A 26,452-nucleotide genomic window follows, 5' to 3' on the forward strand; every position below is an offset into this window, starting at 1 on the left:
TCGTTGCTTGAGCTGAACCAGAGCGAGACGGTCGGCGGGTCCGGTGACGGTCCCGGGGACGGGAACGCGAGCGAAGACGGGAACAGGGGCGAGGACGCGCAGCCGGGGACGGCCGCCGGCCTTGTGCACCCGGCACCGCTGCGTCCGTACCTGGTCGTCGCCGTCCTCCTGTGCGCGCTCTACTTCCTGTACGCCTACCTGCGCTACAGCCACTTCCAGTCGCCCTCCTGGGACCTGGGGATCTTCGAGCAGGAGGTCCGCGCCTACGCCGGGCTGAACGCCCCGGTCGTCGACATCAAGGGTCCCGGCTATCTGATCCTCGGCGACCACTTCAGCCCCCTGGTCGCGCTCCTGGTCCCGCTCTACTGGATCTGGCCGTCCGCCGTCGCCCTGCTCTTCGCGCAGGCCGCCCTGTTCGCCGCCTCCGCCGTCATCGTCGGGCGTACCGTCCAGCAGCTCCTCGGCGGTCGTTGCGGCCTCTGCGTCACCGTCGCGTACGGGCTCTCCTGGGGCCTCCAGGAGGCGGTGAAGGCCGACTTCCACGAGATAGCGTTCGCCGTACCGCTGATCGCCCTCGTCTGCCGGGCCCTGCTCATGGAGCGGTGGCGGGCCGTCGTCCTCTGGGCGCTCCCGCTGGTCCTGGTCAAGGAGGACCTCGGCGTCACCGTCGCGGTCGTCGGCGCCCTCCTCGCCCTACGCGGACGGCGCGTCCAGGGCTTCCTGCTCGCGGCCTTCGGAGTGTTCGCGTTCGCACTCACGGTCCTCGTCCTCATACCCGCCGCCAGCAGCGCGGGGACGTACGACTACTGGAAGAAGATCGACAAGAACGGTGAGCAGGAGGTCTCCCTGCTCGACTCCGTCCTGGGCGCGCTCGGCTCCTCCGTCAAGATCGAGATGCTGGTCTTCCTGGTCGGCATCACCGCCTTCATGGCACTGCGCTCCCCGCTGCTCCTGCTCGTCGTTCCCACCATCGGCTGGCGCCTGCTCTCCCAGGACTCCAACCACTGGGGCATGGTCTGGCACTACAGCGCGATCCTCATGCCCGTGGTCTTCCTGGCCATGGCCGACGGCATCCGCCGCAGCCGCTCCTCGGAACGGCCCTGGCTCGTCTCGTACGCGAACGTCGCCGTCCCCGTCGCCACCGCCGTCGCCGTGGCCCTCACCCAGCACCTCCCGCTGCGCGAACTGCTGCGCCCGGAGACGTACAGCGCCGACGCCCGCACCGAGGCGGCCGAGGAGGCGCTGGACGCCATCCCCGTGGGTGCGCGCGTCGAGACCGACATCACGCTCATGGCACACCTGACCGGCGACCGCACGGTCTACTGGATCGGCGGGGCCCCGGGCACCGCGCCCGATGTCGTCGCGATCAACCTGGACTTCGGCTGGTCGCGGCCGATCGACGACCCGGTGCGGTACGCCGAACAGCTCCACCCCGAGGCGCGCTACCGGCTCAAGCACCGGGCGGGGTCCTTCGTCGTGATGGAACGGACGACCCCGGCACCCGGAAAAGGCTGAAGGCCGCACACCCGCGCAGTCGCGGGTGTCACGGCCTTCGTGCGGTCACGGCGCGTGCCGGTCGCGCCCGCCCGGGGGCGTCTCAGTAACGCGGACGCTGGAACCAGGCGGCGCCGTCCTGCCTGGCGCAGAAGACGATGATCATGATGCCCAGCGCGATGCTGATGATGGCGAAGACGTTGGTCGTCAGCAGGCTGATGACGCTGAAGAGCGTCACGAGCGAGCCGTAGACGATCGCCGAGATACGGATACCGTTGCCGCCGGACCGGAACTTCGCCGCGGTCAGGATGGCCCAGAGGGCGATGCCGAGGGTCAGGATGCCGAAGACGACGAAGACGCCGAGGCCGATCGCGGCCATGTCCTGGTCGGTGGAGCTGCCGTAGGCCCCGGACTTGGACAGCTCGTCACTCAGCCAGGCACCACCGATGACCATGATGATCGCGCCGATCACCTGGAAACCACCGAGGACGTAGAGCATGATCCGGGCGGCCTTCACACCGCCCGGCATCTCGACCGGGGCGCCCGGGTAGCCGTAACCACCCTGGACGGGCGGGGCCTGCGGGTAGCCGTAACCCTGCGGCGGGACACCCTGCGGTGCCTGCTGCGGATAGCCGTAGCCCGGCTGCTGCCCGCCCGGCTGCTGCCCGCCCGGCTGCTGGCCGTAGGGGTTGTTGGGGTCGCCGAAGCTCATGGCGAATTTCCTCCGTCTGCACGTGTGGGGACGACGCGGCCCTGGCGGAGGAATGCTGCGCAATCTGAACGGTTGGTCCCCCCGACACTGTCCGCGATGTTGCGCGCCTCATCGTTGCTCTGACTTCGGCTTTCTGTCCAGCCGATTGCCGAGAGTGTTGTGCAAGTGCAACCAAGCGTCCATGTGGCAAGCCGGAATTGGTATGCGGGCGGGGTCATCCGCGAGGATGGGTGTCATGACTGCCCAGATTCTCGATGGCAAGGCCACCGCAGCTGCGATCAAGTCCGATCTGACCGTCCGCGTGGCGGCCCTCAAGGAGCGGGGAGTCACGCCCGGCCTGGGGACCCTGCTCGTCGGCGACGACCCGGGCAGCCGGTGGTACGTGAACGGCAAGCACCGCGACTGTGCCGAGGTCGGGATGGGTTCCATCCAGCGCGAACTCCCCGCCACCGCCACCCAGGAGGAGATCGAGGACGTCGTACGGGAGCTCAACGCCAACCCCGAGTGCACGGGTTACATCGTGCAGCTTCCCCTTCCCAAGGGGATCGACACCAACCGCGTCCTGGCACTGATGGACCCGGCGAAGGACGCCGACGGGCTGCACCCGATGAGCCTGGGCAAGCTCGTGCTGAACGAGGCCGGCCCGCTGCCCTGCACCCCGCAGGGCGTCGTCACCCTGCTCCGCCGCCACGGTGTGGAGATCAACGGCGCGCACGTCGTCGTCGTCGGCCGCGGCGTCACCATCGGCCGGCCGCTCCCGCTGCTGCTCACCCGCAAGTCCGAGAACGCCACCGTCACCCAGTGCCACACCGGCACCCGTGACCTCTCCGCGCACCTGCGCCAGGCCGACATCATCGTGGCCGCCGCCGGTGTCGCCCACCTGATCAAGCCCGAGGACGTGAAGCCGGGCGCTGCGGTGCTCGACGTCGGCGTCAGCCGGGACGAGAACGGCAAGATCGTCGGTGATGTGCACCCCGGTGTGGCCGAGGTGGCCGCCTGGGTCGCACCGAACCCGGGGGGCGTCGGCCCCATGACCCGCGCCCAGCTGCTGGTCAACGTCGTCGAGGCGGCCGAGCTCGCCGCCGAGGCCTCCGCCCCAGCGGCCGGCTGACCGGGACCGGAAGGAACACGATGGGTGCTGGCACGAGTCCGGCGGACGGTTCGCCCGCCCCCGGTGCGACAGAGGACGCCGGACCCGCCACGGGGTCCGAGGAGAAGGCCGCCACGGCTACGTCCACGGCCGGTGAGCCCGACGCCACGGCCGGTGAGCCCGATGCCACGTCCGACGGGCCGAGCGGGGAAGGTGCGGGCAGCGGCTCCACCAGGGCCCGGTCGCGCCGTTTCTCACTGACCCACGACACCGCCCGCCCCGAGGGCGGCGGCCGGGCGGCACCGGGCGACGCGCCCGCCCCCGCACGGCAGTGGCCGCTGCTCACGGTGCTCTGCACCGCCGGGGCCGGGCTGCTGATCGTGGGTACCGACCCCTTCACCGAGGCCTTCCGGATCGGGGCGATGCTGATCGGTGTGGCCCTCCTCGTGGGAGCCGTGCTGCGCTGGATCGTCCCCTCCGTCGGCATGCTGGCCGTGCGGTCCCGGTTCACCGATCTCGTCACGTACGGCCTCATGGGCGTGCTGATCGTGCTGCTCGCGCTGATGGCGCAGCCCAAGCCGTGGCTGCATGTCCCGATCCTTCAGGACGTCGTCCACTTCACGATCCGCTAGGACCCGGCCCCACGCGGCGGGTCGCGGTGGTGTCCGTCCCCTCCCCCGAGAAGGGACGGACACCGGACGGCGCGTCCCGGTGCCAGAAGCACCGTGACGAGGCGACGTGAGCGGCCTTGCCCCGTCCTGCCTCCAGCGTCATGTACATGCGGTACCTGGATCAAGGTATGCCTGGCGCCTGTGGCACGGAAGTGACCATTCCGCCACCGTGTGATCGCCTGGCGACGATGTGCGACGACCGGCGCGCGCGGCGCGCGTGGTACGCACCGAATGTCCCTGTGCGCCACTTTGTCCGGAACTGACCCCTGCCTCCGTGCATTCTTCCGGGTAGTCCTGGCCGTGCACGGCCACCACGGGACACAACACAGCCGGGGGAGACAATCGGGGAGGCAATGCCTCGCCGGAAGGCGTTACCCGCGGGGCCGCACGGGCGCGCAGCACCCAGGCCGCCCCGGGCGACCCCGTACGGAGCGGTGCGGACCCCGTACGGATCGGTGCGGGAGGAGAGCCCGGGCAGGACGGCACGGTGGACGCCGACGCGGACACGTACACCCCGATGGCCGCGGTGCGGGAGGCGTCCGACGCGAAGGCCCGCGCGACACTCGCCGCCGGGACGACCGGCCGCACCACGGCGGGGTGAGGGGACGGTCAGGAACGCGGTGCGTGACCGGCTGTGCGCGGTCCCACAGGGGGGGCGGGCGGCCGGGAACGTGCGGGTCGGATAGCCTGACCGCTGGATATCTCTTCACGTCAAGATTCAGAGGTATCCCACACCAGGGGCAGGAAACCCCCACCGCCAGCTGTCTAACGGAGATCGCCATGACCCGCACTCCCGTGAATGTCACCGTGACCGGCGCAGCCGGCCAGATCGGCTACGCGCTGCTCTTCCGCATCGCCTCCGGCCACCTGCTCGGCCCGGACGTGCCGGTCAACCTGCGACTCCTCGAGATCCCGCAGGGCCTGAAGGCCGCCGAGGGCACCGCGATGGAGCTCGACGACTGCGCCTTCCCGCTGCTGCGCGACATCGAGATCACGGCCGACGCCAACGTGGGCTTCGCCGGCGCGAACGTCGCCCTCCTGGTCGGCGCACGCCCGCGCACGAAGGGCATGGAGCGCGGTGACCTGCTCTCCGCCAACGGTGGCATCTTCAAGCCGCAGGGCAAGGCCATCAACGACAACGCCGCGGACGACATCAAGGTCCTCGTCGTCGGCAACCCGGCCAACACCAACGCGCTCATCGCGCAGGCCGCCGCCCCGGACGTACCGGCCGAGCGCTTCACCGCGATGACCCGCCTGGACCACAACCGCGCGATCTCGCAGCTGGCCGCCAAGACCGGGGCCGCCGTCTCCGACATCAAGCGGCTGACCATCTGGGGCAACCACTCGGCGACCCAGTACCCGGACATCTTCCACGCGGAGATCGCCGGGAAGAACGCCGCCGAGCTCGTCGACGACGAGGCATGGCTGGCCGACACCTTCATCCCGACCGTCGCCAAGCGCGGCGCCGCGATCATCGAGGCCCGTGGCGCCTCGTCGGCGGCCTCGGCCGCCAACGCCGCCATCGACCACGTGCACACCTGGGTCAACGGCACCGCCGAGGGCGACTGGACCTCGATGGGTATCCCGTCGGACGGCTCCTACGGCGTCCCCGAGGGCATCATCTCCTCCTTCCCGGTCACCACGAAGGACGGCACGTACGAGATCGTCCAGGGCCTGGACATCAACGCCTTCTCCCGTGCGCGCATCGACGCGTCGGTGCAGGAGCTCACCGAGGAGCGCGACGCGGTCCGCGAGCTCGGCCTGATCTGATCCGACACGCCCGAAGGGGCGCCCCCGCGCGGCACACGCCGCAGGGGGCGCCCCTTCGGGCGTACGGGCTCAGTCGCCGCGCAGCCGTTGGGCGAGCCCACGCACGGCGTCCGCGGCCCTGCGCTGCAGCAGCGGTCCGAAGGTGACCCGGGCCGCGCCCAGCCCGCCGAGGCGGCGGGCGTCGGACGGGCCGTCGGGTGTGCCGTTGGCGTTGAGCGGGACCGGCAGGGCGGCGGACAGCCGGGGCAGATCGGTGGCCGGGGCCGTGATCGGGTAGACGCAGTCCGCGCCCGCCGCCGCGTAGAGCCGGCCGCGGGCGATCGTCTCGCCGACGACGTCCGTGCCGGCCGGGACGCCCCGGATGTACGTGTCGACGCGGGCGTTGACGAAGAGGCGCCCGCCCGCGGCCGCGCGCACCGCGGCGAGCCGGTCGGCCTGCCGGTGTGGTTCGACGAGGACCCCGTCGGCCGAGTCCTCCAGATTGCAGCCCACCGCCCCCGCCTCCAGAAGGCGCTCCACGAGCTCCTCCGGGGCCAGCCCGTACCCGCCCTCGACGTCGGCCGACACGGGCACGGACACGGCACGCGCGATCCTGGCCACCGCCGCGAACATCGCGGCGGCGGGCGTGTGCCCGTCCTCATGGCCGAGGGAGGCCGCGACCCCGGCGCTCGGCGTCGCCAGCGCGGGGAATCCGGCGTCCTCGAAGGCGCGGGCACTCGCCGCGTCCCACGGGCCGGGCAGGACCAGCGGGTCGCCGGGAGGGCGGCCGTGATGCAACGCGCGGAAGACGGACGCGGGCTCGTTCATCGGTGCTCCGGGGTGTGAGGGCATGCGCGGAGACTCAGTGCTTGATGTCGCCGGGCGTGTGGTGGCCGGGTACCTGACGGGTGGCCACCCCGAACCGGTTCCACGCGTTGATCACCGTGATGGCGGCGATCAGCTGGGCGAGCTCCGCCTCCTCGAAGTGCTCCGCGGCCTTCGCGTACACCTCGTCCGGCACGAAACCGTCGGTCAGCACGGTCACGGCCTCCGTCAGCTCGATCGCCGCCAGCTCCCGCTCCGTGTAGAAGTGCCGCGACTCCTCCCAGGCGCTGAGCTGGACGATCCGTTCGACGGACTCGCCCGCGGCGAGCGCGTCCTTGCTGTGCATGTCCAGGCAGAGCGCGCAGCGGTTGATCTGCGAGGCACGGACCTTCACCAGTTCGAGCAGCGTCGGGTCGAGACCCTTACGGGAGGCCGCGTCCAGCCGGACCATGGCCTTGTAGACATCGGGGGCGAGCTGCGCCCACGCGAGACGGGCGGGGTGTTCGGGGGCGTGGCCGGAAGGCGCGGGCGGGTGTTCGTGGGTCGTCATGCCTACGACGCTACGGCGCGGGTGGCGCACCGGTATGGTCCATTTCCATGACGGATTCCTGGGCCGCTTTCGGTGCCGATCTGCATCTCGAACCCGTCGGAACGGGGCTGCGCAGCGGGCTGACGGACGCGCTGAGGGAGGCCGTCCGTACGGGAAGGCTGGCCCCCGGCACCGGGCTGCCCTCGTCGCGGACGCTCGCCGCCGACCTCGGGGTCGCCCGCAACACCGTCGCCGACGCCTACGCCGAGCTGGTCGCCGAGGGCTGGCTCACCGCGCGGCAGGGCTCGGGGACCAGGGTCGCCGAGCGCGCGGCCGTGGCCGCGCCCGCCGCGCGGACACCCTCGTCCAGGCAGGCGCGGGGGCCCGCCCACTCCCTCGTGCCCGGATCGCCGGACCTCTCGTCCTTCCCGCGCGCGGAGTGGCTCAAGGCCGCCAGGCGTGCCCTCACCGCCGCCCCCGACGAGTCCTTCGGCTACGCCGATCCACAGGGCCGGATCGAGTTGCGCACCGTGCTGGCGGAGTACCTGGCGCGGGCGCGCGGGGTGTACGCCGACCCCGGGCACATCGTGATCTGCTCCGGGTTCGTCCACGGGCTGACGCTGATGGGGAAGGTGCTGCGGCGGCGCCGGGTGCGGGAGGCGGCCGTCGAGTCGTACGGTCTCGACATCCACCGGGACCTGCTGGCCGGGACGGGGCTCGGGACCCCGTGCCTGCCCGTCGACGGGCTCGGGGCCGTCACCGGGGAGCTGGGCGGGATGCGGGGTGTGGGCGCGGTGCTGCTGACCCCCGCGCACCAGTTCCCGACCGGTGTCCCGCTCCACCCCGGGCGGCGGACCGCGGTGATCGACTGGGCGCGGTCGGCACAGGGGCTGGTCCTGGAGGACGACTACGACGGGGAGTTCCGCTACGACCGGCAGCCGGTGGGCGCGCTCCAGGCGCTCGATCCGGAACGGGTCGTCTACCTGGGGACGACAAGCAAGTCGCTGGCTCCGGCGCTGCGGCTGGGCTGGATGGTGCTGCCGCAGGACCTGGTCGGGGAGGTGAACGCGGCGAAGGGCGGTACCGACTGGATGTCCGGGGTGCTGGACCAGCTGACGCTCGCGGAGTTCATCGCTTCGGGGGCGTACGACCGCCATGTGCGTTCGATGCGGCTGCGCTACCGGCGCCGCCGCGACCAGCTCGTCGAGGCCCTCGCCGAGCGGGCGCCGGGCTTCCGGGTGAGCGGCATCGCGGCCGGGCTGCACGCCGTGCTCGAACTCCCCGAGGGCACCGAACAGGCGGTCGTCCAGGCGGCGGCCTGGCAGGGACTCGCCCTGCAGGGGCTCACCCGCTTCCGGCATCCCGACGCGGACGGCCGTAACGGTCTGGTGATCGGCTACGGATCTCCGTCCGAGAGCGGGTGGGCGGGGGCCCTGGACGCGCTCTGCCGGGTGCTGCCGTAGGCGCGGACGCCCGTACGCGCGCGCAGTGACGGGCACACCGGGTTTCAGCCAGGATGGGCGGGCATCTAATCTGACTGCGAGTCCGGTGGCTGAACGGCAGCACGGAGCACGACGGGGGAGAACATGGACAGGCGCAGGTTCAGGTCGGGCACCGTGCTGCTCGGCGGCATGGGAGTACTCGCGGCGACGCTCACCGCCTGCGGCTCCGAACCGGACAGGCGGTGCGTGGACCCGGTCACCCAGGAGATCCTGCCGAGCTACGAGTGCAGTGACAGCAGCGGCAGCGGGTCGTACTACTACGGCGGCAGCAGCTCCAACAACCGGGTCTCCGGCGGCAGTTTCAACAAGTCCGCGGTCGAGAGCGGCGGATTCGGTTCCTCCACGTCCAGCGGCGGCTGAGACATCGTGGAGCGCCGCACCGTCGAGCCGCGTCCCGGCTGGCAGGAGACCGTCGAGGAACAGGGGCTCATCTACCCCCTGACCCGCTACCCGGACGGATCGCTGCGCCCGTACTGGGACGAGAGCGCCTACTACGTCTTCTCGCTGCCCGAGGTCGAGGCGCTGGAGGAGGTCGTGGAGGAGCTCCACACCATGTGCCTGGCCGCGGCCGCGCACATCGTCGAGCACGACCGCTTCGCCGACCTGGGCATCACCGAACCCAGGCTTGCGGGACTGATCACCGAGTCCTGGCGCCGCCGCGACGAACTCCCCTCCCTGTACGGCCGTTTCGACCTGCGCTACGACGGCGGCGGCCCGGCGAGGATGCTGGAGTACAACGCCGACACCCCCACCTCGCTGGTGGAGGCCGCCAGTGCTCAGTGGTTCTGGATGGAGGAGCGCTTCCCCGGCGCCGACCAGTGGAACTCCCTGCACGAACGCCTCGTCGCCGCCTGGAAGCGGCAGGCGCCGCTGCTGCCGCCGGGCCCCCTGCACTTCGCCCACTCCGACGGCGACGAGCTGGGCGAGGACCTGATGACGGTCGCCTACCTCCGCGAGACCGCGGCACAGGCCGGGATCGACACCGAGGCACTGTCCGTCGAGAAGATCGGCTGGGACCGGCTGACCGGCCGGTTCGTCGACGAGAAACTCCGCTTCATCCGCAGCTGCTTCAAGCTCTACCCGTGGGAGTGGCTGACGACCGACCGCTTCGGTCCGCACGTCCTGGACACCCTCGACAACGGGGGCGGCACCGGCACCACCTGCTGGATAGAGCCCGCCTGGAAGATGCTCCTGTCCAACAAGGCGCTGCTGGCGATCCTGTGGGAGCTGTACCCCGGGCACCCCAACCTGCTGCCCGCCTACCTCGACGGCCCCAGGGAACTGGCCGCCGAGGGTGGACCGGGCTACGTGTCCAAGCCCCTGCTCGGCCGCGAGGGCGCCGGGGTCGTGCTCCACGAACCGGGCAGCGCACCGGTGCCCCGCGACGAACCCTGCTGCTACCAGGAGCTGGCGCCGCTCCCCGACTTCGCGGGCAACCGGGTCGTGCTCGGCGCCTGGGTGGTCGAGAACGAGGCCGCCGGGCTCGGCATCAGGGAATCGGCCGGCCCGGTCACGGACGAGTACGCCCGCTTCCTGCCCCACGTCATCCTCTGACCGCACGGGCCGGGCGGGCCGGGCGGGCCGTACTGACCGCACGGGCCCGGCCGACCGTACGCGCCCGGGCCGGACCACGCAGGCCAGGCCCGGCCCCGACGGAGAGCCTCAGCCCTCCAGAACTCCGCGCAGCTGGTCCAGGCCCCAGTCCAGGTCCTCCTTGCTGATCACCAGCGGCGGCGCGATCCGGATCGTGGAGCCATGGGTGTCCTTCACCAGCACACCGCGGTCCATCAGCTTCTCCGAGATCTCCCGGCCCGTCCCGAGCTCCGGGGCGATGTCGACCCCGGCCCACAGCCCCCGGCCCCGTACGGCCCGGACGGCGCCCCCGCCGGTCAGCAGCCCCAGCTCGCGGTGGAGATGGTCGCCCAGCTCCGCCGCCCGCTGCTGGAACTCACCGGTGCGCAGCATCGCGATCACCTCGAGCGCCACGGCGCACGCCAGCGGATTCCCGCCGAACGTGGACCCGTGCTCGCCGGGGCGGTGGACTCCCAGCACGGCGGCCGACGAGACCACGGCCGACACCGGCACGACACCGCCGCCCAGCGCCTTGCCCAGCACGTACATGTCGGGCACGACGCCCTCGTGCTCCAGCGCGAAGGTCCTGCCGGTCCGGCCGAGCCCCGACTGGATCTCGTCCGCGACGAACAGCACGTTCCGCTCCCGGGTCAGCTCCCGTACCCCGGCGAGATAACCCGCCGGCGGCACCAGTACCCCCGCCTCGCCCTGGATCGGCTCCATCAGGACCGCCACGGTGTTCTCCGTCATCGCGGCGGCGAGCGCGGTCAGGTCCCCGTACGGCACGATCTCGAACCCGGGCGTGTACGGGCCGAAGTCGGCCCGCGCCTCCGGGTCCGTGGAGAAGCTGATGATCGTGGTCGTCCGGCCGTGGAAGTTGTCGGCGGCCACGATGATCTTGGCCATGCCGTCCGGGACGCCCTTGACGCGGTAACCCCACTTCCGGGCGGTCTTCACCGCCGTCTCCACGGCCTCCGCCCCGGTGTTCATGGGCAGGACCATCTCCATGCCGCACAGCTCCGCGAGCTGCGTACAGAAGTCGGCGAACCGGTCGTGGTGGAAGGCGCGCGAGGTCAGCGTCACACGCTCCAGCTGGGCCTTGGCGGCGTCGATGAGACGCCGGTTGCCATGGCCGAAATTGAGCGCCGAGTAGCCGGCGAGCATGTCCAGGTAGCGGCGGCCCTCGACATCGGTCATCCAGGCGCCGTCCGCCGAGGCGACGACGACCGGCAGGGGGTGGTAGTTGTGCGCACTGTGCGCCTCGGCGGAGGCGATGGCGTTCTCCGTGGTCGACACGGGATCTCCGTTCGTCGTGCGGCGTGGGCGGGGTGTGCCCACTTTGTATCGTCGGTCGCATCGGGGACGAGGAAACCTCCGCAGCGCGGCGCGCCCCCTCGTGCGCCCCTGTCGTGTTTTCCGTCCCGCCCGCCGCGTTCCGCCGCCGGCGGGCATCCGTGCGCCCCCGGTTCTCGCCGCACCGGCTGCCGGAGATCCCCGCCGTACCTGAGACAATGGGTCCATGGCCTCTGATCGACCCCGTGTGCTCTCCGGAATCCAGCCCACCGCAGGCTCGTTCCACCTCGGCAACTACCTCGGCGCGGTGCGCCAGTGGGTGGCGCTGCAGGAGTCCCACGACGCCTTCTACATGGTGGTGGACCTGCACGCGATCACCGTCCCGCAGGACCCCGCGGAGCTGCGCGCGAACACCCGGCTCGCCGTCGCCCAGCTGCTGGCGGCGGGTCTCGACCCCGAGCGCTGCACGCTGTTCGTCCAGAGTCATGTCCCCGAACACGCCCAGCTCGGCTGGATCATGAACTGCCTCACCGGTTTCGGCGAGGCGTCCCGCATGACGCAGTTCAAGGACAAGTCCGCCAAGCAGGGCGCCGACCGCGCGACCGTCGGCCTCTTCACCTACCCGGTGCTGCAGGTCGCCGACATCCTGCTGTACCAGGCCGACCAGGTCCCGGTGGGCGAGGACCAGCGCCAGCACATCGAGCTCACGCGTGACCTCGCCGAGCGCTTCAACGGCCGCTACGGACAGACGTTCACCGTCCCGGCGCCGTACATCCTCAAGGAGACGGGCAAGATCTTCGACCTCCAGGACCCGGCGGTCAAGATGAGCAAGTCGGCGTCCACGCCGAAGGGTCTCGTCAACCTCCTGGACGACCCGAAGGCCACCGCCAAGAAGGTCAGGAGCGCGGTCACCGACACGGACACCGTGATCCGCTTCGACGCGGAGAAGAAGCCCGGCGTCAGCAACCTCCTGGGCATCTACTCCACGCTCACCGGCTTGGCGATCACGGATCTGGAACAGAAGTACGAGGGCCAGGGCTACGGTGCGCTCAAGACCGACCTCGCCGAGGTCATGGTGGAGTTCGTCACCCCGTTCCGCACCCGTACGCAGGAATACCTGGACGACCCGGAGACGCTCGACTCGCTCCTGGCCAAGGGGGCGGAGAAGGCCAGGGCCGTCGCCGCGGAGACGCTGGCGCAGACCTACGACCGCATGGGACTTCTGCCCGCGAAGCACTGAGTCCAAGGACCCTGGCGAGATCATGGCCCCAGGGGTCACACTGGCGTCGGCACGCGTGTCGGCACGACCGAAAACCGACCGTCGACGATTGAGGAGAACGATGTGGGGACCGTAACGCTTGGCGTTTCGATCGCGGTCCCGGAGCCCTACGGGAGCCTGCTCCAGGAGCGGCGCGCGAGCTTCGGGGACCCTGCCGCGTACGGCATTCCCACCCATGTCACCCTTCTCCCGCCGACCGAGGCCGAGGCGGCCGCGCTGCCGGCGATCGAGGCGCACCTCGCCCAGATCGCCACGGCCGGCCGCCCCTTCCCGATGCGGCTGTCCGGGACGGGCACCTTCCGGCCGCTGTCGCCGGTCGTCTTCGTCCAGGTCGTCGAGGGCGCCTCGGCCTGTTCCTGGCTCCAGAAGCGGGTCCGGGAGGCCTCCGGGCCCCTGGTCCGCGAGCTCCAGTTCCCGTACCACCCGCACGTGACCGTGGCGCACGGTATCGCCGAGGAGGCGATGGACCGCGCCTACGAGGAGCTCTCCTCCTACGAGGCGGCCTGGACCTGCGGATCCTTCGCGCTGTACGAGCAGGGCGCGGACAGCGTCTGGCGCAAGATCAACGAGTTCCCGTTCCGGGCGGGCGGCGGCACACCCGCCGTACCCGTCCAGGGCGGCTGCTCCGTCGACCAGCCGTCCCTGCGGTCCTGACCCCCGTGCGGCCCCGGCCCTACCGCACCGGAAGCCGCCGGAACAGCGGACGCGGCACGTGCCGCAGGGCCGACATCACCACCCGCAGGGCGCCGGGCACCCACACCGTCTCCGAGCGCCGCCGCAGGCCCGTCACGATCGCGTCCGCGACCGCGCCCGGGGTCGTCGCGAGCGGCGCCTCCTCGCGCCCGGTCGTCATCCTCGACCGTACGAAGCCGGGGCGCACGACCATGACGTGCACCCCCGTGCCGTGCAGCGCGTCCCCGAGCCCCTGGGCGAAGGCGTCCAGGCCCGCCTTGCTGGAGCCGTAGATGAAGTCGGCCCGGCGCGCGCGCTCCCCGGCCACCGAGGAGAGCACCACCAGCGATCCATGACCCTGCGCCTGGAGTGCGCCGGCGCACACGAGCCCGGCGGAGACCGCCCCCGTGTAGTTGGTCTGGGCGACCCGGACCGCGGAGAGCGGTTCCTCCTCGTCGCGCGCCTGGTCGCCCAGGATGCCGAAGGCCAGCAGCACCATGTCGATGTCGCCCTCGGTGAAGAGTTTCCCGAGCACCTCCTCGTGCGACGCGGAGTCCAGCGCGTCGAAGGTGACGGTGCGGACGTCGGCGCCCAGCCCGCGCAGCTCGGCGGCGGCCCGGTCCAGGGCGGGGGAGGGCCGCCCGGCCAGCCGGACCGTGCGCGTGCGGCGGGCGATCAGCCGGCGCGCGGTGGCCAGTCCGATCTCCGAGGTGCCGCCGAGGACGAGCAGGGACTGCGGGGCACCGAAGGCGTCCTTCACAGGGGAACTCCTAGTGACGATGACAGAGCGGGGGTGCGGGTTCAGAGCGAGAGGCGGCGGGACAGGTCGGACCGGAAGGCCCCGGCGGGGTCCAGCTCCCGGCGCAGGGCACGGAAGTCGGGCAGCCGCGGGTACATCGTGGCGAGTACGTCGGGCCGCAGCCGGGCGTCCTTCGCCAGGCAGACCCGGCCGCCGGCCGCGGCCACCTCCTCGTCGAGACCGTCCAGCAGCCGTGCCAGACCGGGCAGTCCGGCGGGCAGCCCGAAGGAGAGGGTCCAGCCGGGCGTGGGGAACGAGAGCCAGCCAGTACCGCCCTCGCCGAACCGTTTGAGCACGGCGTGCACGGCCGGGCAGCGACGCACGGAGAGCTGTCGGACGATGCGGTACAGCGTCTCCCCGTGCCTGTCCCCGACGGCGAACTGGTACCGCACGAAGCCCTCCCGGCCGTAGACGCGGTTCCAGTGCGCGAGGGCGTCCATGGGGTGGAAGAACGAGGAGATCCTCTGGAGCTCCCCGGTGCGGGACGCGGGAGCGCTGCGATGACGGAGCTCGTTGAGGAGCGTCGCGGAGGCACGTCCGAGCAGCCCCCGCGGCAGGAACGCGGGAGTGGCCGGCAGCTGGAGGGGACGGAACGCGAGCGGTGTGCGCCGGGCGTGCGCGGGGAGCGCGTTCAGGGGTGCGTGCTCCCCCCGGGTGAGTACGGCACGTCCCGTGGCCCTTCCCCGCGCGAGCAGATCGACCCGGGCCGCCGCGTACGGCGCGCTGCTGGCGGTCGCGGTGAGACGGGCCATCGCCTCGTCCAGATCGGCCACCCGCTCGGTGTCCACCGACATCAGTGTGGTGGCCACGGGCCGGAGGGCGAGGGTGGCGGAGAGGATGACCCCGGTCAGCCCCAGACCGCCCGCCGTCGCGTCGAACAGATCGGTGCCCGGCAGCACCGTACGCACCTCACCCCCGGCGGTCAGCAGCTCCAGGGCCCGCACGTGGCGGGCGAAGGAGCCCGCGCTCAGGTGGTTCCTGCCGTGGATGTCGGAGCCGATCGCCCCGCCGACGGTGACATAGCGGGTGGCCGGCGTGACGGGGAGGAACCAGCCGAGCGGCAGCAGCACCCCCATCAGGCGGTGCAGGCTCACCCCCGCGTCGCAGACGACCGTGCCCGTGACGGCGTCGACCGACCGGATCCGGTCCAGCGCGGTCATGTCGACCACCGAACCGCCCGCGTTCTGCGCGGCGTCGCCGTGGGCGCGGCCCAGCCCACGCGCGACCACCCCGCGCGGCCCGCAGCCGCGCACGGCGACCACGGCCTCTTCGTACGTGCGGGGGCGGAACCGCAGCGCGGTCGTCGGGGCGGTGCGGCCCCAGCCGGTCATGGACACCGTGTCGACAGACATGACGTGACCGTATAGCCCGGGAAAACCCATTTGAGGGATTTGTTACAACACTCACCGAAATGGGTGATCAGCGAGTCGGGAAGCGCCGGACGTCGGTTTTCGGGGCCCGGAAGGGTACGCGTACGTCATGGACTGGCTGAAGAGACTTCCCGTCATCGGGCCGCTCGTCGCACGGCTGATGGAGACGCACGCCTGGCGCTCCTACGAGACGTTGGAGCGGGCCCACTGGGCCAGGCTCGCCGCGGCGATCACCTTCCTCAGCTTCCTCGCGCTCTTCCCGCTCATCGCGGTGGGCGCGGCGGTCGGTGCCGCCCTGCTCTCCACCGAACAGCTGGGCAAGATCGAGGACAAGCTCGCCGAGCAGGTCCCCGGGATCTCGGACCAGCTCGGCATCGACAACCTGGTGGCACACGCGGGCACGGTCGGGCTGGTCGCGGGCGCGCTGCTGCTCTTCACCGGCATCGGCTGGGTCGGTTCGATGCGGGACTGTCTGCGTGCCGTCTGGGAGAAGGACGACACGGACGAGGGCAACCCGGTTGTCCGCAGGCTCAAGGACGCCGGGCTGCTGCTCGGCCTGGGCGGCGCGGCGCTGGTGACCCTGGCCGCCTCCCTGGTCGGCTCGACCGCCATCGGCTGGACGGCCGACCTCCTGGGCATCCCCGAGGACGGGGCGGGCGGTGTGCTGCTCCAGATCGCCGCCCTGGCCGTGGCGGTGTTCGCCGACTTCCTGCTGCTGGTCTACCTGCTGACCCTGCTGCCCGGCGTGGAGCCGCCGCGCCGCCGGCTGATCGTCGCCGGGCTGGTCGGCGCGGTCGGCTTCGAACTGCTCAAGCTGCTCCTCGGCAGCTACATGAAGGACGTCGCGTCGAAGAGCATGTACGGCGCCTTCGGGGTGCCGGTCGCGCTCCTCCTGTGGATCAACCTCAGCGCGAAGCTGCTGCTGCTCTGCGCCGCCTGGACGGCGACGCCGAGCAAGGAGGAAACGGTCCCGGCGGTCAGCGACGGGGAAGGCGACGCACCAGGTCGGGGAGCGGCCAGCGCCGGTTGACCAGGAACACTCCGGCGGCCAGGACCACCAGCAGTCCGCCCGTGATCGACAGCGCGATCCAGGCCCCGCCCGAGCCCGCGGTTGAGGCCGCCGCGGCGGCATCCACCCTGGCGTCCGCCTTGGTCGAGCCGCCGGCCGGCCGGGCGCCCTTCCCGGCTCCCGTGGCGGCGGACCTGGGGGGCACCAGCTCGCCGACCGGGGTCACCTTGCCGCTCGACGCGAAGCCCCAGTCGAGCAGGCTGGCGGCCTCCTTGTAGACGGCGTGGCTCTCCTCGGACGACGGGTTCATGACGGTGACGAGGAGCACTTTGCCGTCACGTTCGGCGACTCCCGTGAAGGTGTTGCCCGCGTGCGTCGTGTAGCCGTTCTTGACGCCCGCGATGCCCTTGTACGGGTCCACCCCGATGTCACCGGTGATCAGCCGGTTGGTGTTCTGGATCCCGAAGGTCTCGCGCTTCTTCCCCTTCTTCTTCTCACCGGGGAACTGCGCGGTGGCCGTCGCGCTGTACTCGCGGAAGTCGGCCTTCTGCAGACCGCTGCGGGCGAACAGTGTGAGGTCGTACGCGCTGGAGACCTGGGTCGGGGCGTCGTAGCCGTCGGGCGAGACGACCTTCGTGTCGAGGGCCTGCAGCTCCTCGGCGTGCCGCTGCATCGCCGCGACCGTCGCGTCGACACCGCCGTACATCTCGGACAGGACGTGCACCGCGTCGTTGCCCGACTGCAGGAACACACCGAGCCACAGGTCGTGGACCGTGTAGCTGTGGTCCTCCTTGACGCCCACCAGGGAGCTGCCCTCACCGACCCCGGCGAGGTCCTCCTCGGACACCATGTGGGTCATGGTCTTCGGCTGCAGGGCGGGCAGGACCGTGTCGGCGAAGAGCATCTTGAGGGTGGAGGCGGGCGGCAGCCGCCAGTGGGCGTTGTGGGACGCCAGCACCTGGCCGTTCTCCGCGTCCGCGACGATCCACGACCGGCCCGTGAGCTTCTTCGGCAGCACCGGTGCGCCGGGGCCCAGCTGGACCTGGGTGCCCACCTCGCCCAGGCGTTTGCCGCCCACGGTCGACATCGGGCCCGTCGGCTTGGGCTGTTTGTCGTCGGTCTTGTCCTTGTCGGCCGCCCCTGCGGGGCCGACGACACATACGGACAGCAACGCGGCGGAGAGGACCGTCGATACGGTCTTTTTCAGAGCAGGCACGGTCGGAAACGTACAGGGCGTGGATGTGGATGGGGACCCGGATGGCCTGACCCGCCGTGCGTGCCGCCGGGACAGCCCACCCCGGACACCCGGACTCGAACGCGGCGGCGATACTGGGTGCATGAAGCTCAGCCGCCCCGTTTCCTGGTTCCTGCTCGCCTTCGGGGTGTGGAGCTGGTTCATCTGGATCACTTTCGCCAAGAACTTGTGGAAGGACGGCAGCGGCCTCGCGTTCGACGACGCCGGTGACCCGACCGCGTACTTCTGGGTCCATCTGCTGCTCACCATCACGTCGTTTCTTCTGGGGACGGCCGTCGGAGTCGTCGGGTTCCGTGGTGTCAGGGCGTTGCGGCGCGAACGCACATGACAAGCCGGGCAAAGGTGAGAGTCCGGGCAGCGGCAGGCCAGCGGGTGGGTGGGGGAGCGTAAGTGATCGTGGTCTTTGTTCTGGTGATGGTCGCGGTCCTCGCGCTGCTCGCGGGCGTGCACCGCTACGTGTGGCGCCGGCTGGTCGGTGACACGACGGCGAAGGGCAGCCCCGCTCGCCGCGCCGGTACGGTCGCGGCCTTCGTGCTGCCCGTGCTGAGCCTCGGCGCCCTGTCGTCGGCCCGCGTGGGCTTCCCGTTCTGGCTGCAGCAGGTGCTGGCATGGCCGGGATACCTGTGGCTGGCGGTGCTGCTGTACCTGACGCTGGCTCTGCTGGCCGGGGAGGCCGTACGCCCCCTCCTGCGCCGGGTCCTCGCACGCAGGTCCGCCGCGGGCGCCCGGAAGCCCTCGGTGGACGCGCAGGAGCCCTCGACGAGCCCCCGGACCGAGGCGGTCCCCGTCACGGCCGGAAGCACCGGCACCGTCGAAAGCACCACCACGACCACCGCCACGGGCGAGACGGCCGTCACCGACGGCCCCGGCGGCACCCGTACGGACGTCGCGCCCCGCCCCGAGACCCCGGCGGCCCCGCCCGTCGCCGACCCCTCGCGGCGGCTGTTCGTCGCCCGGGCCGTGGGCGGCGCCGCCGCCCTCGCCGGGCTCGGCACGGTCGGCTACGGCACGTACGGCGTACTGCGTGGGCCTCGGGTCAAGCGCGTCACCGTGCCGCTCGCCAAACTGCCGCGTTCCGCGCACGGCTTCAGGATCGCCGTCGTCAGCGACATCCACCTCGGCCCCATCCTGGGCCGCGCCCACACCCGGCGCATCGTCGACGCGATCAACGCGACCCGGCCCGACCTGGTCGCCGTCGTCGGTGACCTCGTCGACGGGTCCGTCGCCGACCTGGGCACCGCCGCCGAACCGCTGGCCGGGCTGGAGGCCCGCCACGGCAGCTACTTCGTCACCGGCAACCACGAGTACTTCTCCGGTGCCGCCGAGTGGGTCGACCACGTACGGGAGCTCGGTCTGCACCCGCTGGAGAACGCCCGGGTCGAGATAGGCGGGTTCGACCTCGCCGGTGTCAACGACATCGCGGGCGAAAGCGAGGGCCAGGGACCCGACTTCGTACGGGCGCTCGGTGACCGGGACCGCGGCCGCGCCTCCGTCCTCCTCGCGCACCAGCCCGTCGTCATCGACGACGCCGTCGCCCACGGAGTCGACCTCCAGCTCTCCGGCCACACGCACGGCGGACAGCTCTGGCCGGGGAACCTGCTGGCGGGCCTCGCCAATCCCACCGTCGCCGGACTCGAACGCTACGGCGACACCCAGCTCTACGTCTCGCGTGGAGCGGGCGCGTGGGGACCCCCGGTCCGCGTCGGCGCGCCCTCCGACATCACCGTGGTGGAGCTCGCTTCCCGGCAGGCCTGAGCGTCGCCCGAGCAACTGCTTTGTCCGACCACGCAAATCACACACAGCCATCACGCGCAGCGACGGAAGTCCCTGGTGGGAGGCTGTGTCATGCCCAATTCGGGCTGTTTCTCGGCGTATATCGAACAAGATGCCGTGAGCAGCCGATTTGCTCTTCCAGATGTGAAAATCGTGTGATTGGGTGAGCACGAACATGCGGCAATGTGCGCATCTGCGCACATGGACCGTGGCAAGGCTGGTAAGGGAGAGCACGGCACATGCGGTTGATCCGGCTTCGGATTCTCGCGATTCTCGCGGTATTGATCATCGTCGGCGTCGGCGTCTGGCAACTGCTCCCCTCGGACGAGGTGAACGAGGACCCGATCGCGGTCGGTACGTCGGACGAGGTGACCTCCCTCGACCCGGCAGGCGCCTACGACGCGGGCTCCTGGGCGATCTACAGCAACCTCTACCAGTCCCTGATGACCTTCAAGTCCGGGGCGATCGTGCCGGAGCCGGACGCGGCCGAGAGCTGCGGCTTCGTCGGCCAGAAGCTCCAGACGTACCAGTGCAAGCTGCGGGACGACGTGACGTTCTCCAACGGCCGCAAGCTCACCGCCGCGGACGTCAAGTACTCCTTCGACCGGATGCTGAAGATCAAGACGGACGTCGGCCCCTCGGTGCTCTTCCCCAGCCTCGACACGATCGTGGCCGAGGGGCGCACCGTGACGTTCAACCTCTCGGCCCGGGACGCGACCTTCCCGCAGAAGCTCGCCACGGGCGCCGGGTCCATCGTCGACCCCACCCGGTACCCGAAGGACAAGCTCCGCACGGACAACGAGGTCGACGGCTCGGGTCCGTACACCCTGAAGTCGTACGAGCCGGGCGTGCGCGCGCAGTTGGTCCCGAACCCGACGTACAGGGGTGCGCTGAAGGAGACCGGTGTGCCGGTCGACATCCGTTACTTCGCCGGTTCCGAGCCGCTCCGGGCGGCCTGGAAGGCCGGAGACATCGACGTGACGCACCGCCAGTTGCCGCCGGAGGACCTGGCCGGGCTCGACGTCGCCTCCACCGAGCAGCGCGTCACCGAGGCGGACAGCGCGGAGATCCGCAACCTCGTCTTCAACGTCCGTAAGGACTCGGCGCTCTCGGACAGGAAGGTCCGGCAGGCCATCGGGTGGATCATCGACCGCGGCCCGCTGGTCACCGACGTCTACAAGAGCACCGTCGAACCGCTCTACTCGCTGATCCCGCAGGGCTACATCGGGCACAGCACCCCCTTCTTCGACTCCTATCCGGAGCCCGACCTGAAGCGGGCCAGGGCGCTGATGGAGGAGGCCGGGGCGCAGATCCCGCTGCCCATCACCTTCGCCCACCGCGACGAGGACGCGAACCAGAAGGAGAGCACCGAGCTGGTCCGCCAGCTGGAGGAGAGCGGCCTGTTCGAGGTCGCGGAGAAGGCCGTGAAGTGGGAGGACTTCCAGAAGGGGTACGCGGCCGGTGACTACGACGCGTACACCGTCGGCTGGCTCCCCGACTTCCCGGACCCCGACACCTTCAGCCAGCCGCTGGTCGGCCGGGACAGCAGCCTCCACAACGGCTACGTCAGCGAGAAGATGGACTCGCTGATCGCGGCCACGCAGCAGTACAGCGACCGCAGCCGCACCTCGGCCGACTTCAAGAAGCTCCAGGAGCTGGTCGGCGAGGACGTGCCGCTGATCCCGCTGTGGCAGAAGAAGGACTACGTCGTCAGCAAGGCGGACGTGTCCGGCTCCCAGTACCTCTCGGACGGCACCGGGATCTGGCGGCTGTGGGAACTCAGCTGGATCTGATGTCCTGGGCGCTCGGGGCGTCCGGTTCCTCCGAAGCGCCCGGGGCGTCCTGCCCCGGGCGCTTCGCCGTACCGGGCATGAACTCCACCAGAAGGTCGGTGAGTTGCCGCACGAGCGGTCGCAGCACCCGGAAACGGGAGAGCGCGATCGCCCGTGCGGCGATCGGCGCGATGCGCTCGACGAGCCGGCGGCTGCGCTCGGTGCCCTCGGTCCGGTCGTAGACCCAGAACAGCACCAGCCCCATCTGCATCAGCCACATCAACTGCGGGAGCAGCCGCGCCAGTTCCGGGTCGTGTCTGGTGCTGGATCCGGCGAGGCACCGCTCGTGCACGGAGATCGCCGCCTCGCGGGCGGCCACGGACTCCTCCGAGAAGGGGGAGAGCGGACTGTCCGGGTCGGCGGCGTTCTTGAAGAACTGGGCGGCGAAGCGGTGGTACTGCTCGGCCACGTCCAGCCAGCAGAGCAGCACACCGCGGATGCGTACGGCGAGATCCGGGTCGCCGGCCAGGACCGGCCGGACCGCTGCCTCGTGCTCGGCGGCGATCCGGTCGTAGAAGCCCTGGACCAGGTGTTCCTTCGAGGAGAAGTAGTAGTAGGCGTTCCCGACGGAGACACCGGCCTCCTTGGCGATGGCCCGCATCGTCGTCCGGTCGTACCCGTGCTCCTCGAAGAGCCTGAGCGCGGTCTCCAGGATCAGCGTGCGGGTCTGCTCGCTCTTGGGGGCCTTGGCGGTCCTGTCCGTCTTGCCTGCTCCGGCCGGCTTCGCTGTGCTCGCGTCAGCCACGTTCTTCTCATCCTTCACCACGGTCACCAGGCTATCCGGGAGATCCGCCCGCCGGATCCGGCAGCCGGCACCGTCCGTCGGCGGGGCCGCACGGCTCCGCCGTCACGGACCGGTACTTCGCGGCGGCGAGGACCGTCGCGCGGGCGAACGGACGGCCCAGGGGAGTGGTCAGCCAGTGGGCTCTGGGCCGGTGTTCGGCCAGCGCCCACAGGCAGACGATCCAGGCGGCGGTCCCCCGGTAGACCTGCCCCCGGTCCCCGACCACCGTGATCTCCTCGAACGTGCCCGCGTGGTCGAGCCCGGGGAAGCGGCGCACCGCCTCCCGCGAACCGGCCGGGACGAGATCGAGCGGGACGAGCTGGCGCTGCTTGTGCAGCCAGTGCCGCAGATGGACGCAGAGCGGGCACCGGTCGTCGTAGAGCACCGTGAGCCGGGTGACCGGAGGGTACGCGGCCGGGGCGGGCGCGTGGCCGTCCCGGCCCTGGCGGTGCGCTGTCCGGCCGTGTGCGCGGCCGTCACCGCCCGGGGTGTCCGTCACGGCCGGCTCACCTCCCGGTGGCGGGTGCGGCCCAGGGGCCCTGGCTCCCGGGTCCGGCCCAGCCCTGCGGCGGCACCGGCGGGGTCTGCTCGCGCTCCATGAGTCCGCGCCGGCGGATCTTGTTGAGCACGTAGACGTTGCCCAGGTGCATCACACCCAGGACCAGCAGGACGACGCCGACCTTCACCGACAGTGCCTCGAAGAGCTGCCGGGCGTCGGCCACCCCGTCGGCGTTCTTCAGGTAGAGGGTCACGAAGCCCAGGTTGACCAGGTAGAAGCCGACCACCAGCAGGTGGTTCACGGCCTCCGCGAGCTTCTCGTTGCCCTGGAGCACATCGGCGAGGAAGACCCTGCCGTTGCGGCTGAGCGTGCGGGCGACCCAGATGGTGAGCGCCACGCTGATGAGTAGGTAGATGACGTACGCGAGCACAGTGAGGTCCATGCCCCACCCTCCCTTGAACGCGTTCAAAATGCTGATGCCATGACTGTAGACCCGTCTTTGAACATGTTCAAGTAGCGTCCCGGTGGAGGCCGGAACGCTGGATCGGGGGAAGCGGAAGGGGGGTGACGCGGACTCAGCCGGTGAGGGCCTTGGCTAGCCCGGCCCTCAGTTCGCCCGGGTCGAGAAGGGGGTCCGAAGGTGGTCCGGAAGGGGTCCGGAGGCCGGCGCCTCGTCCCACCCGGTCGACACCTGACCGGAAGGCGCCCGGAACGCCTCGGTCGACGGCCCCAGACGTCTCGCCGCCTTCCCCTTATTCACGTGGGCCCAGACCGGCCAATCCGTTCTTCCAGGCCCAGGCGGCGATACCCACCCGGTTACGGGCCTTCAGCTTCGCCTGGACGTTGGCGATGTGGGTCTTGGCGGTGCCCGCCGAGATGAAGAGCTTCTCGCCGATCTCGGCGTTCGTGAGGCCCTCGGCTACCAGCCGGGCGATCTCGCCCTCCCGGGCGGTGAGAGGCGACAGGGCCGTGGGCGCTGCCGGGGCGGAGGCAGGGGCAAGGGTCTGGAGCAGCCGGACCGTGATCTGGGGGCTGATGAGGAGGTCCCCGGCCATCGCCGCCCTGACCCCCTCGATCAGCAGCCCGGGGCCCGAGCGCTTGAGCAGGAACCCGCAGGCGCCGTCGTGCAGTGCCGTGCGTACGTAGTCGTCGTGGTCGAAGGTGGTGACGACGAGGACACGCATCGGGTCGGGTACGCCGGGGCCCGCGAGGCGCCGGGTGAGTTCGAGCCCGTCCAGTCCTGGCATCCGAATGTCGGCGAGGATCAGGTCAGGGCGCAGGGTGCGGGCGAGCTCCACGGCGGTGAGGCCGTCCGCCGCCTCGCCGACCACGGTCATGTCGGGCTGCGAGCCGAGAATCAGGCGGAAGCCGCTGCGTACGTCCTCCTGGTCGTCGGCGATCAGGATGCGGGTCGGGCCGAGGGGCGTCGTCATGGGGTCTCTTTCGGGAGTGTGGCAGGCAGGAAGGCGGTGAGCTGCCAGCCGCTCTCGCCGTGCGGCCCCGCCGAGAGGGTTCCGCCGAGGGCCCGGGCGTGCTCGGTGAGAGCGGGGAGGCCGAGGCCGCCCCGGGAGACGCGGCGGCGGGCCGGGGCGAGGCGGGCACCGCGGTCGTTGGTGACCCGGATCTCCACGGTGGTGGCCGTGCGGGTGAACGCGACGGTGGCGCGGGAGGCGTCGGGGGCGTGCCGGCGGATGTTGGTCAGCGCCTCGACGACGATGCGGTACGCGGCAGAGCCCGCCTCGCGGGAGAGCGCCTCCGAGACCGGGGGAGGCAGGTCCAGATGCGCCTCGGTGGCTCCCGCTGAGGTGAAGCTCTCTATCAGAGAAGGCAGTTGGGACACATCGGGGAGCGGCTCGGTGGCGGGCGCCTCCGGACCGTGCAGCATCTCCACGGTCCGGTCCATCGCGGCCAGGGCGCTCAGGCCCGCCTTCTCGATGCGTTCCAGGGCGAGCACCGCCCGGGAGGGGTCGGTGGCGGCGACGAAGCGGGCCGCCTGGGCCTGGACGACGATCCCGCTGATGTCATGGGCGACGAAGTCGTGCAGGTCGCGTGAAAGCTGAAGGCGCTGGGCGCTGCGGGCCTCGGCCACCGCGCTCCGGCGACGCAGTTCCTGGCGGCGGGGGTAGGCGCCGACCGCCACCGCGGCGGCTACGGGAAGCAGCCAGAAGGTGGCGATTCCGATGGATTCCAGTAAGGACTCACCGGTGACCAGCGGCAGCGGCCAGAGGGTCACCGCGAGGGCGGTCAGCGGGAGGGCCGACGCGAGTTCGCGCAGGGGTGACCAGCGGGTGACCACGGCCAGGAGGAGGAGCAGGACGGCGGCCTCCGCCAGCTTCCAGCCGGAGCCGAAACCAGCCTTCGGCAGGGCGAAGCTGGAGATCAGGGAGAGGACCGCACAGACCGTGGTCGGGCGGGCGAGGCGGCCGAGCCGCTGACGAACTGCGGCACGGGGACGGGCAACGGCCCACACCACCGTGCCCGCGGCCGCGAGCGACGGCAGAGCGCCAAACACCCCGACGGCCGCGCCGGTTGTTTCCCACATGGTGATCAGCGTACGGGTGTGCGAGGTGGCAGGGCTCTCTGCCGAACGGCATAGAAGGGCCGGGCGACGGCGCGATCTTTGTGCCGATCGGCGGATGGGATCGCGGGGGCGCCGGGGGTGAAGCTTGAGCCGTCCAGCCGACCACGGCAACACAAGAACCCTTCACATCAAGGGAGTTCATCATGCGGAACACCGCAATAGGCGCTACGACAGCCGTCGCCGTCCTCGCCGGGCTGGTTGCTGCCGGGCCCGTTCCCGCAGCCTCGGCCGCGTCCGTCGAGAAGAAGCCGGCGAAGACCGCGAGCGTCCATGGGGAAGCGCGAATCTCCTACATAGAGTCGATCAACGACGACATCCGCTTCACCATCCATGCCGAACAGACGCCGTTCATCCGGCCGGTGCCCCCCAATGCCCCCGAGGGACTGCCCACAGATGCCCGGGGCACGCTGAAGTTCTCCCACACCCCCAGGGGCCAAGCCACGGGGTGGGCGGAGGGCCAGGTGGATTGCCTGGTCACCAGCGGCCGGACGGCGACCCTGACCGCGATCGTGACGAAGTCGAACGTCGAGGAGGTCGGCGCCCGGCTGGGCATCAGCGTCCAGCAGGGCGGCGAGGGCGAGCCGGGCCGGCTCGGCTTCTCCTGGGGGGTGGTGAACGTCGATCCAGGGAACGTTGATGAGAACGGCCGGCTCGTAAGGCCGCAGGCAGGTACGTGCATGGCCCCCGCACCGTTCACTACCGTGATCAAGGGCGGCTTCAAGGTGGTCCACGCCGAGATCACCAAGTCTCCCACGCAGCCCGAGGCGGCGATCCGCCGTGGCTGACACCCTGGTCGCCGGGATGCCCGTCCCGCGCCACGAGTCCCTCGTTCCGTCCGCCCGGCGGCACACGCCGCCGCGCTGACCCTGGTGCCGTCCGGGCTGTGGCGCACCGCCATCGCCCCGGGTCGGGACTCCGGATTCACCGACGAGTTCCTTCACCCGGGGAAACCCCCCGGCGCCGGGTCCTTCCACCTCACCGGCCTCAGCCTGCCGGCCGAGGCACTCGGACTGCTCACCCTGGGCCTGGTCCAAAGATGGGCTCCGCGAGGAACGGGAGATCCTGGTGCCCGCCGACCGCGACCCCGGCCGCGCGTGGAAGCAGGGCCCGGCGCTCGCCGTCGCGCCCGCCCCGCACGTACGGCCGATCCGGATCGGCTACG

At 71.2% G+C, this 26,452-nt stretch carries 26 protein-coding genes; 14 read left to right on the plus strand and 12 right to left on the minus strand.

Annotated features, from left to right (window positions below; all coding sequences use genetic code 11):
- Window positions 1-3 precede the first annotated feature (3 nt).
- Window positions 4-1,515: a DUF2079 domain-containing protein gene (locus tag ACFWVP_RS07245; protein WP_384494298.1), complete on the plus strand. Its 1,512-nt coding sequence runs from the start codon at window positions 4-6 to the stop codon at window positions 1,513-1,515.
- A gap of 82 nt (window positions 1,516-1,597) precedes the next feature.
- Here ACFWVP_RS07245 and ACFWVP_RS07250 read toward each other — a convergent pair whose 3' ends face one another.
- Entirely contained in the window at window positions 1,598-2,206 is a 609-nt protein-coding gene (locus ACFWVP_RS07250; RefSeq protein WP_384494300.1) for a hypothetical protein, read from the minus strand.
- Between the two features lie 235 nt (window positions 2,207-2,441).
- Between ACFWVP_RS07250 and ACFWVP_RS07255 the strand changes: the two genes are divergently transcribed.
- The 3 genes from ACFWVP_RS07255 (at window position 2,442) to ACFWVP_RS07265 (ending at window position 5,737) form a co-directional block, all read left to right on the plus strand.
- On the plus strand, window positions 2,442-3,317 hold the full coding sequence (locus ACFWVP_RS07255) for a bifunctional methylenetetrahydrofolate dehydrogenase/methenyltetrahydrofolate cyclohydrolase (protein WP_384494302.1): 876 nt from the start codon (window positions 2,442-2,444) through the stop codon (window positions 3,315-3,317).
- A 20-nt stretch (window positions 3,318-3,337) separates the two neighbouring features.
- Entirely contained in the window at window positions 3,338-3,928 is a 591-nt protein-coding gene (locus ACFWVP_RS07260) for a DUF3017 domain-containing protein (RefSeq protein WP_384494304.1), read from the plus strand.
- A gap of 819 nt (window positions 3,929-4,747) precedes the next feature.
- A complete protein-coding gene (locus ACFWVP_RS07265; protein WP_384494306.1) occupies window positions 4,748-5,737 on the plus strand; it encodes a malate dehydrogenase in 990 nt (329 codons plus the stop codon).
- Between the two features lie 69 nt (window positions 5,738-5,806).
- Here ACFWVP_RS07265 and ACFWVP_RS07270 read toward each other — a convergent pair whose 3' ends face one another.
- Window positions 5,807-6,544 (minus strand): isocitrate lyase/phosphoenolpyruvate mutase family protein, encoded by a 738-nt coding sequence (locus ACFWVP_RS07270; protein ID WP_384494308.1) that lies wholly within the window; start codon window positions 6,542-6,544, stop codon window positions 5,807-5,809.
- 34 nt (window positions 6,545-6,578) lie between these two features.
- Window positions 6,579-7,091: a carboxymuconolactone decarboxylase family protein gene (locus ACFWVP_RS07275; RefSeq protein WP_384494310.1), complete on the minus strand. Its 513-nt coding sequence runs from the start codon at window positions 7,089-7,091 to the stop codon at window positions 6,579-6,581.
- A gap of 47 nt (window positions 7,092-7,138) precedes the next feature.
- Here ACFWVP_RS07275 and ACFWVP_RS07280 point away from each other — a divergent pair, with 47 nt between their 5' ends.
- The 3 genes from ACFWVP_RS07280 (at window position 7,139) to ACFWVP_RS07290 (ending at window position 10,126) form a co-directional block, all read left to right on the plus strand.
- Window positions 7,139-8,533: a PLP-dependent aminotransferase family protein gene (locus ACFWVP_RS07280; protein ID WP_384494312.1), complete on the plus strand. Its 1,395-nt coding sequence runs from the start codon at window positions 7,139-7,141 to the stop codon at window positions 8,531-8,533.
- A 123-nt stretch (window positions 8,534-8,656) separates the two neighbouring features.
- Window positions 8,657-8,932: a hypothetical protein gene (locus tag ACFWVP_RS07285; RefSeq protein ID WP_384494313.1), complete on the plus strand. Its 276-nt coding sequence runs from the start codon at window positions 8,657-8,659 to the stop codon at window positions 8,930-8,932.
- 6 nt (window positions 8,933-8,938) lie between these two features.
- Window positions 8,939-10,126 carry a glutathionylspermidine synthase family protein gene (locus ACFWVP_RS07290; RefSeq protein ID WP_384494315.1) on the plus strand — a complete coding sequence of 396 codons (1,188 nt, stop codon included), beginning with the start codon at window positions 8,939-8,941 and terminating at the stop codon, window positions 10,124-10,126.
- A gap of 108 nt (window positions 10,127-10,234) precedes the next feature.
- Here ACFWVP_RS07290 and rocD read toward each other — a convergent pair whose 3' ends face one another.
- Window positions 10,235-11,440 (minus strand): ornithine--oxo-acid transaminase, encoded by a 1,206-nt coding sequence (gene rocD / locus ACFWVP_RS07295; protein ID WP_384494316.1) that lies wholly within the window; start codon window positions 11,438-11,440, stop codon window positions 10,235-10,237.
- 223 nt (window positions 11,441-11,663) lie between these two features.
- On the opposite strand from rocD, the gene trpS reads away from it, so the two are divergent.
- Both trpS and ACFWVP_RS07305 read left to right on the plus strand, forming a co-directional pair.
- On the plus strand, window positions 11,664-12,677 hold the full coding sequence (gene trpS / locus ACFWVP_RS07300; RefSeq protein WP_384494318.1) for a tryptophan--tRNA ligase: 1,014 nt from the start codon (window positions 11,664-11,666) through the stop codon (window positions 12,675-12,677).
- Window positions 12,678-12,779: 102 nt separating this feature from the next.
- A complete protein-coding gene (locus ACFWVP_RS07305; protein ID WP_384494320.1) occupies window positions 12,780-13,370 on the plus strand; it encodes a 2'-5' RNA ligase family protein in 591 nt (196 codons plus the stop codon).
- Between the two features lie 19 nt (window positions 13,371-13,389).
- Here ACFWVP_RS07305 and ACFWVP_RS07310 read toward each other — a convergent pair whose 3' ends face one another.
- Both ACFWVP_RS07310 and ACFWVP_RS07315 read right to left on the minus strand, forming a co-directional pair.
- Window positions 13,390-14,148: a decaprenylphospho-beta-D-erythro-pentofuranosid-2-ulose 2-reductase gene (locus ACFWVP_RS07310; RefSeq protein WP_384494322.1), complete on the minus strand. Its 759-nt coding sequence runs from the start codon at window positions 14,146-14,148 to the stop codon at window positions 13,390-13,392.
- Between the two features lie 41 nt (window positions 14,149-14,189).
- Window positions 14,190-15,539, minus strand: a complete 1,350-nt coding sequence (locus tag ACFWVP_RS07315) for an FAD-binding protein (protein WP_384494323.1) — start codon at window positions 15,537-15,539, stop codon at window positions 14,190-14,192.
- Between the two features lie 127 nt (window positions 15,540-15,666).
- On the opposite strand from ACFWVP_RS07315, the gene ACFWVP_RS07320 reads away from it, so the two are divergent.
- Window positions 15,667-16,587, plus strand: a complete 921-nt coding sequence (locus tag ACFWVP_RS07320; protein ID WP_384494325.1) for a YihY/virulence factor BrkB family protein — start codon at window positions 15,667-15,669, stop codon at window positions 16,585-16,587.
- Here ACFWVP_RS07320 and ACFWVP_RS07325 read toward each other — a convergent pair.
- Window positions 16,535-17,782, minus strand: coding sequence for a D-alanyl-D-alanine carboxypeptidase family protein (locus ACFWVP_RS07325; protein WP_384494326.1), 1,248 nt, complete (start codon window positions 17,780-17,782; stop codon window positions 16,535-16,537). The two genes, ACFWVP_RS07320 and ACFWVP_RS07325, sit on opposite strands and share 53 nt — an antisense overlap.
- A gap of 121 nt (window positions 17,783-17,903) precedes the next feature.
- Between ACFWVP_RS07325 and ACFWVP_RS07330 the strand changes: the two genes are divergently transcribed.
- The 3 genes from ACFWVP_RS07330 (at window position 17,904) to ACFWVP_RS07340 (ending at window position 21,387) form a co-directional block, all read left to right on the plus strand.
- The gene (locus tag ACFWVP_RS07330) at window positions 17,904-18,149 is read left to right on the plus strand and encodes an SCO4848 family membrane protein (RefSeq protein ID WP_384494328.1); all 246 of its coding nucleotides are present in this window, start codon (window positions 17,904-17,906) and stop codon (window positions 18,147-18,149) included.
- Between the two features lie 68 nt (window positions 18,150-18,217).
- A complete protein-coding gene (locus ACFWVP_RS07335) occupies window positions 18,218-19,576 on the plus strand; it encodes a metallophosphoesterase (RefSeq protein ID WP_384494330.1) in 1,359 nt (452 codons plus the stop codon).
- Window positions 19,577-19,833: 257 nt separating this feature from the next.
- Complete coding sequence (locus tag ACFWVP_RS07340; protein ID WP_384494332.1) at window positions 19,834-21,387, plus strand: ABC transporter substrate-binding protein; 1,554 nt, start codon at window positions 19,834-19,836, stop codon at window positions 21,385-21,387.
- Here the strand turns inward: ACFWVP_RS07340 and ACFWVP_RS07345 are convergent.
- The 5 genes from ACFWVP_RS07345 to ACFWVP_RS07365 all read right to left on the minus strand — a co-directional run bounded on the left by ACFWVP_RS07345 (window position 21,374) and on the right by ACFWVP_RS07365 (window position 25,251).
- Window positions 21,374-22,192, minus strand: coding sequence for a TetR family transcriptional regulator (locus tag ACFWVP_RS07345; protein ID WP_384494334.1), 819 nt, complete (start codon window positions 22,190-22,192; stop codon window positions 21,374-21,376). The two genes, ACFWVP_RS07340 and ACFWVP_RS07345, sit on opposite strands and share 14 nt — an antisense overlap.
- A 10-nt stretch (window positions 22,193-22,202) precedes the next feature.
- On the minus strand, window positions 22,203-22,595 hold the full coding sequence (locus tag ACFWVP_RS07350) for a thiol-disulfide oxidoreductase DCC family protein (RefSeq protein ID WP_384494371.1): 393 nt from the start codon (window positions 22,593-22,595) through the stop codon (window positions 22,203-22,205).
- 121 nt (window positions 22,596-22,716) lie between these two features.
- Window positions 22,717-23,151 carry a hypothetical protein gene (locus tag ACFWVP_RS07355; RefSeq protein WP_384494335.1) on the minus strand — a complete coding sequence of 145 codons (435 nt, stop codon included), beginning with the start codon at window positions 23,149-23,151 and terminating at the stop codon, window positions 22,717-22,719.
- A gap of 310 nt (window positions 23,152-23,461) precedes the next feature.
- Window positions 23,462-24,142: a response regulator gene (locus ACFWVP_RS07360; protein ID WP_384494337.1), complete on the minus strand. Its 681-nt coding sequence runs from the start codon at window positions 24,140-24,142 to the stop codon at window positions 23,462-23,464.
- Window positions 24,139-25,251 (minus strand): sensor histidine kinase, encoded by a 1,113-nt coding sequence (locus tag ACFWVP_RS07365; RefSeq protein WP_384494339.1) that lies wholly within the window; start codon window positions 25,249-25,251, stop codon window positions 24,139-24,141. The genes ACFWVP_RS07360 and ACFWVP_RS07365 overlap by 4 nt, the downstream gene beginning before the upstream one ends.
- Window positions 25,252-25,433: 182 nt before the next feature.
- Between ACFWVP_RS07365 and ACFWVP_RS07370 the strand changes: the two genes are divergently transcribed.
- Complete coding sequence (locus ACFWVP_RS07370) at window positions 25,434-26,075, plus strand: hypothetical protein (protein WP_384494340.1); 642 nt, start codon at window positions 25,434-25,436, stop codon at window positions 26,073-26,075.
- Window positions 26,076-26,452: the final 377 nt, after the last annotated feature.

Origin of the sequence: Streptomyces sp. NPDC058637, assembly GCF_042717325.1 — a bacterium.
Classification (GTDB): Bacteria; Actinomycetota; Actinomycetes; order Streptomycetales; family Streptomycetaceae; genus Streptomyces.

What these genes read in the sequence shown, in the direction of transcription:
- ACFWVP_RS07280 (WP_384494312.1), top strand. Translation starts at nt 7,139, where the DNA reads ATGACGGATTCCTGGGCCGCTTTCGGTGCCGATCTGCATCTCGAACCC.
- ACFWVP_RS07285 (WP_384494313.1), top strand. Translation starts at nt 8,657, where the DNA reads ATGGACAGGCGCAGGTTCAGGTCGGGCACCGTGCTGCTCGGCGGCATG.
- ACFWVP_RS07365 (WP_384494339.1), bottom strand. Translation starts at nt 25,251, where the DNA reads ATGTGGGAAACAACCGGCGCGGCCGTCGGGGTGTTTGGCGCTCTGCCG.
- ACFWVP_RS07360 (WP_384494337.1), bottom strand. Translation starts at nt 24,142, where the DNA reads ATGACGACGCCCCTCGGCCCGACCCGCATCCTGATCGCCGACGACCAG.
- ACFWVP_RS07315 (WP_384494323.1), bottom strand. Translation starts at nt 15,539, where the DNA reads ATGTCTGTCGACACGGTGTCCATGACCGGCTGGGGCCGCACCGCCCCG.
- ACFWVP_RS07355 (WP_384494335.1), bottom strand. Translation starts at nt 23,151, where the DNA reads ATGGACCTCACTGTGCTCGCGTACGTCATCTACCTACTCATCAGCGTG.
- ACFWVP_RS07250 (WP_384494300.1), bottom strand. Translation starts at nt 2,206, where the DNA reads ATGAGCTTCGGCGACCCCAACAACCCCTACGGCCAGCAGCCGGGCGGG.
- ACFWVP_RS07370 (WP_384494340.1), top strand. Translation starts at nt 25,434, where the DNA reads ATGCGGAACACCGCAATAGGCGCTACGACAGCCGTCGCCGTCCTCGCC.
- ACFWVP_RS07275 (WP_384494310.1), bottom strand. Translation starts at nt 7,091, where the DNA reads ATGACGACCCACGAACACCCGCCCGCGCCTTCCGGCCACGCCCCCGAA.
- ACFWVP_RS07340 (WP_384494332.1), top strand. Translation starts at nt 19,834, where the DNA reads ATGCGGTTGATCCGGCTTCGGATTCTCGCGATTCTCGCGGTATTGATC.
- ACFWVP_RS07260 (WP_384494304.1), top strand. Translation starts at nt 3,338, where the DNA reads ATGGGTGCTGGCACGAGTCCGGCGGACGGTTCGCCCGCCCCCGGTGCG.
- ACFWVP_RS07270 (WP_384494308.1), bottom strand. Translation starts at nt 6,544, where the DNA reads ATGAACGAGCCCGCGTCCGTCTTCCGCGCGTTGCATCACGGCCGCCCT.
- ACFWVP_RS07265 (WP_384494306.1), top strand. Translation starts at nt 4,748, where the DNA reads ATGACCCGCACTCCCGTGAATGTCACCGTGACCGGCGCAGCCGGCCAG.
- ACFWVP_RS07320 (WP_384494325.1), top strand. Translation starts at nt 15,667, where the DNA reads ATGGACTGGCTGAAGAGACTTCCCGTCATCGGGCCGCTCGTCGCACGG.
- trpS (WP_384494318.1), top strand. Translation starts at nt 11,664, where the DNA reads ATGGCCTCTGATCGACCCCGTGTGCTCTCCGGAATCCAGCCCACCGCA.
- ACFWVP_RS07330 (WP_384494328.1), top strand. Translation starts at nt 17,904, where the DNA reads ATGAAGCTCAGCCGCCCCGTTTCCTGGTTCCTGCTCGCCTTCGGGGTG.
- ACFWVP_RS07255 (WP_384494302.1), top strand. Translation starts at nt 2,442, where the DNA reads ATGACTGCCCAGATTCTCGATGGCAAGGCCACCGCAGCTGCGATCAAG.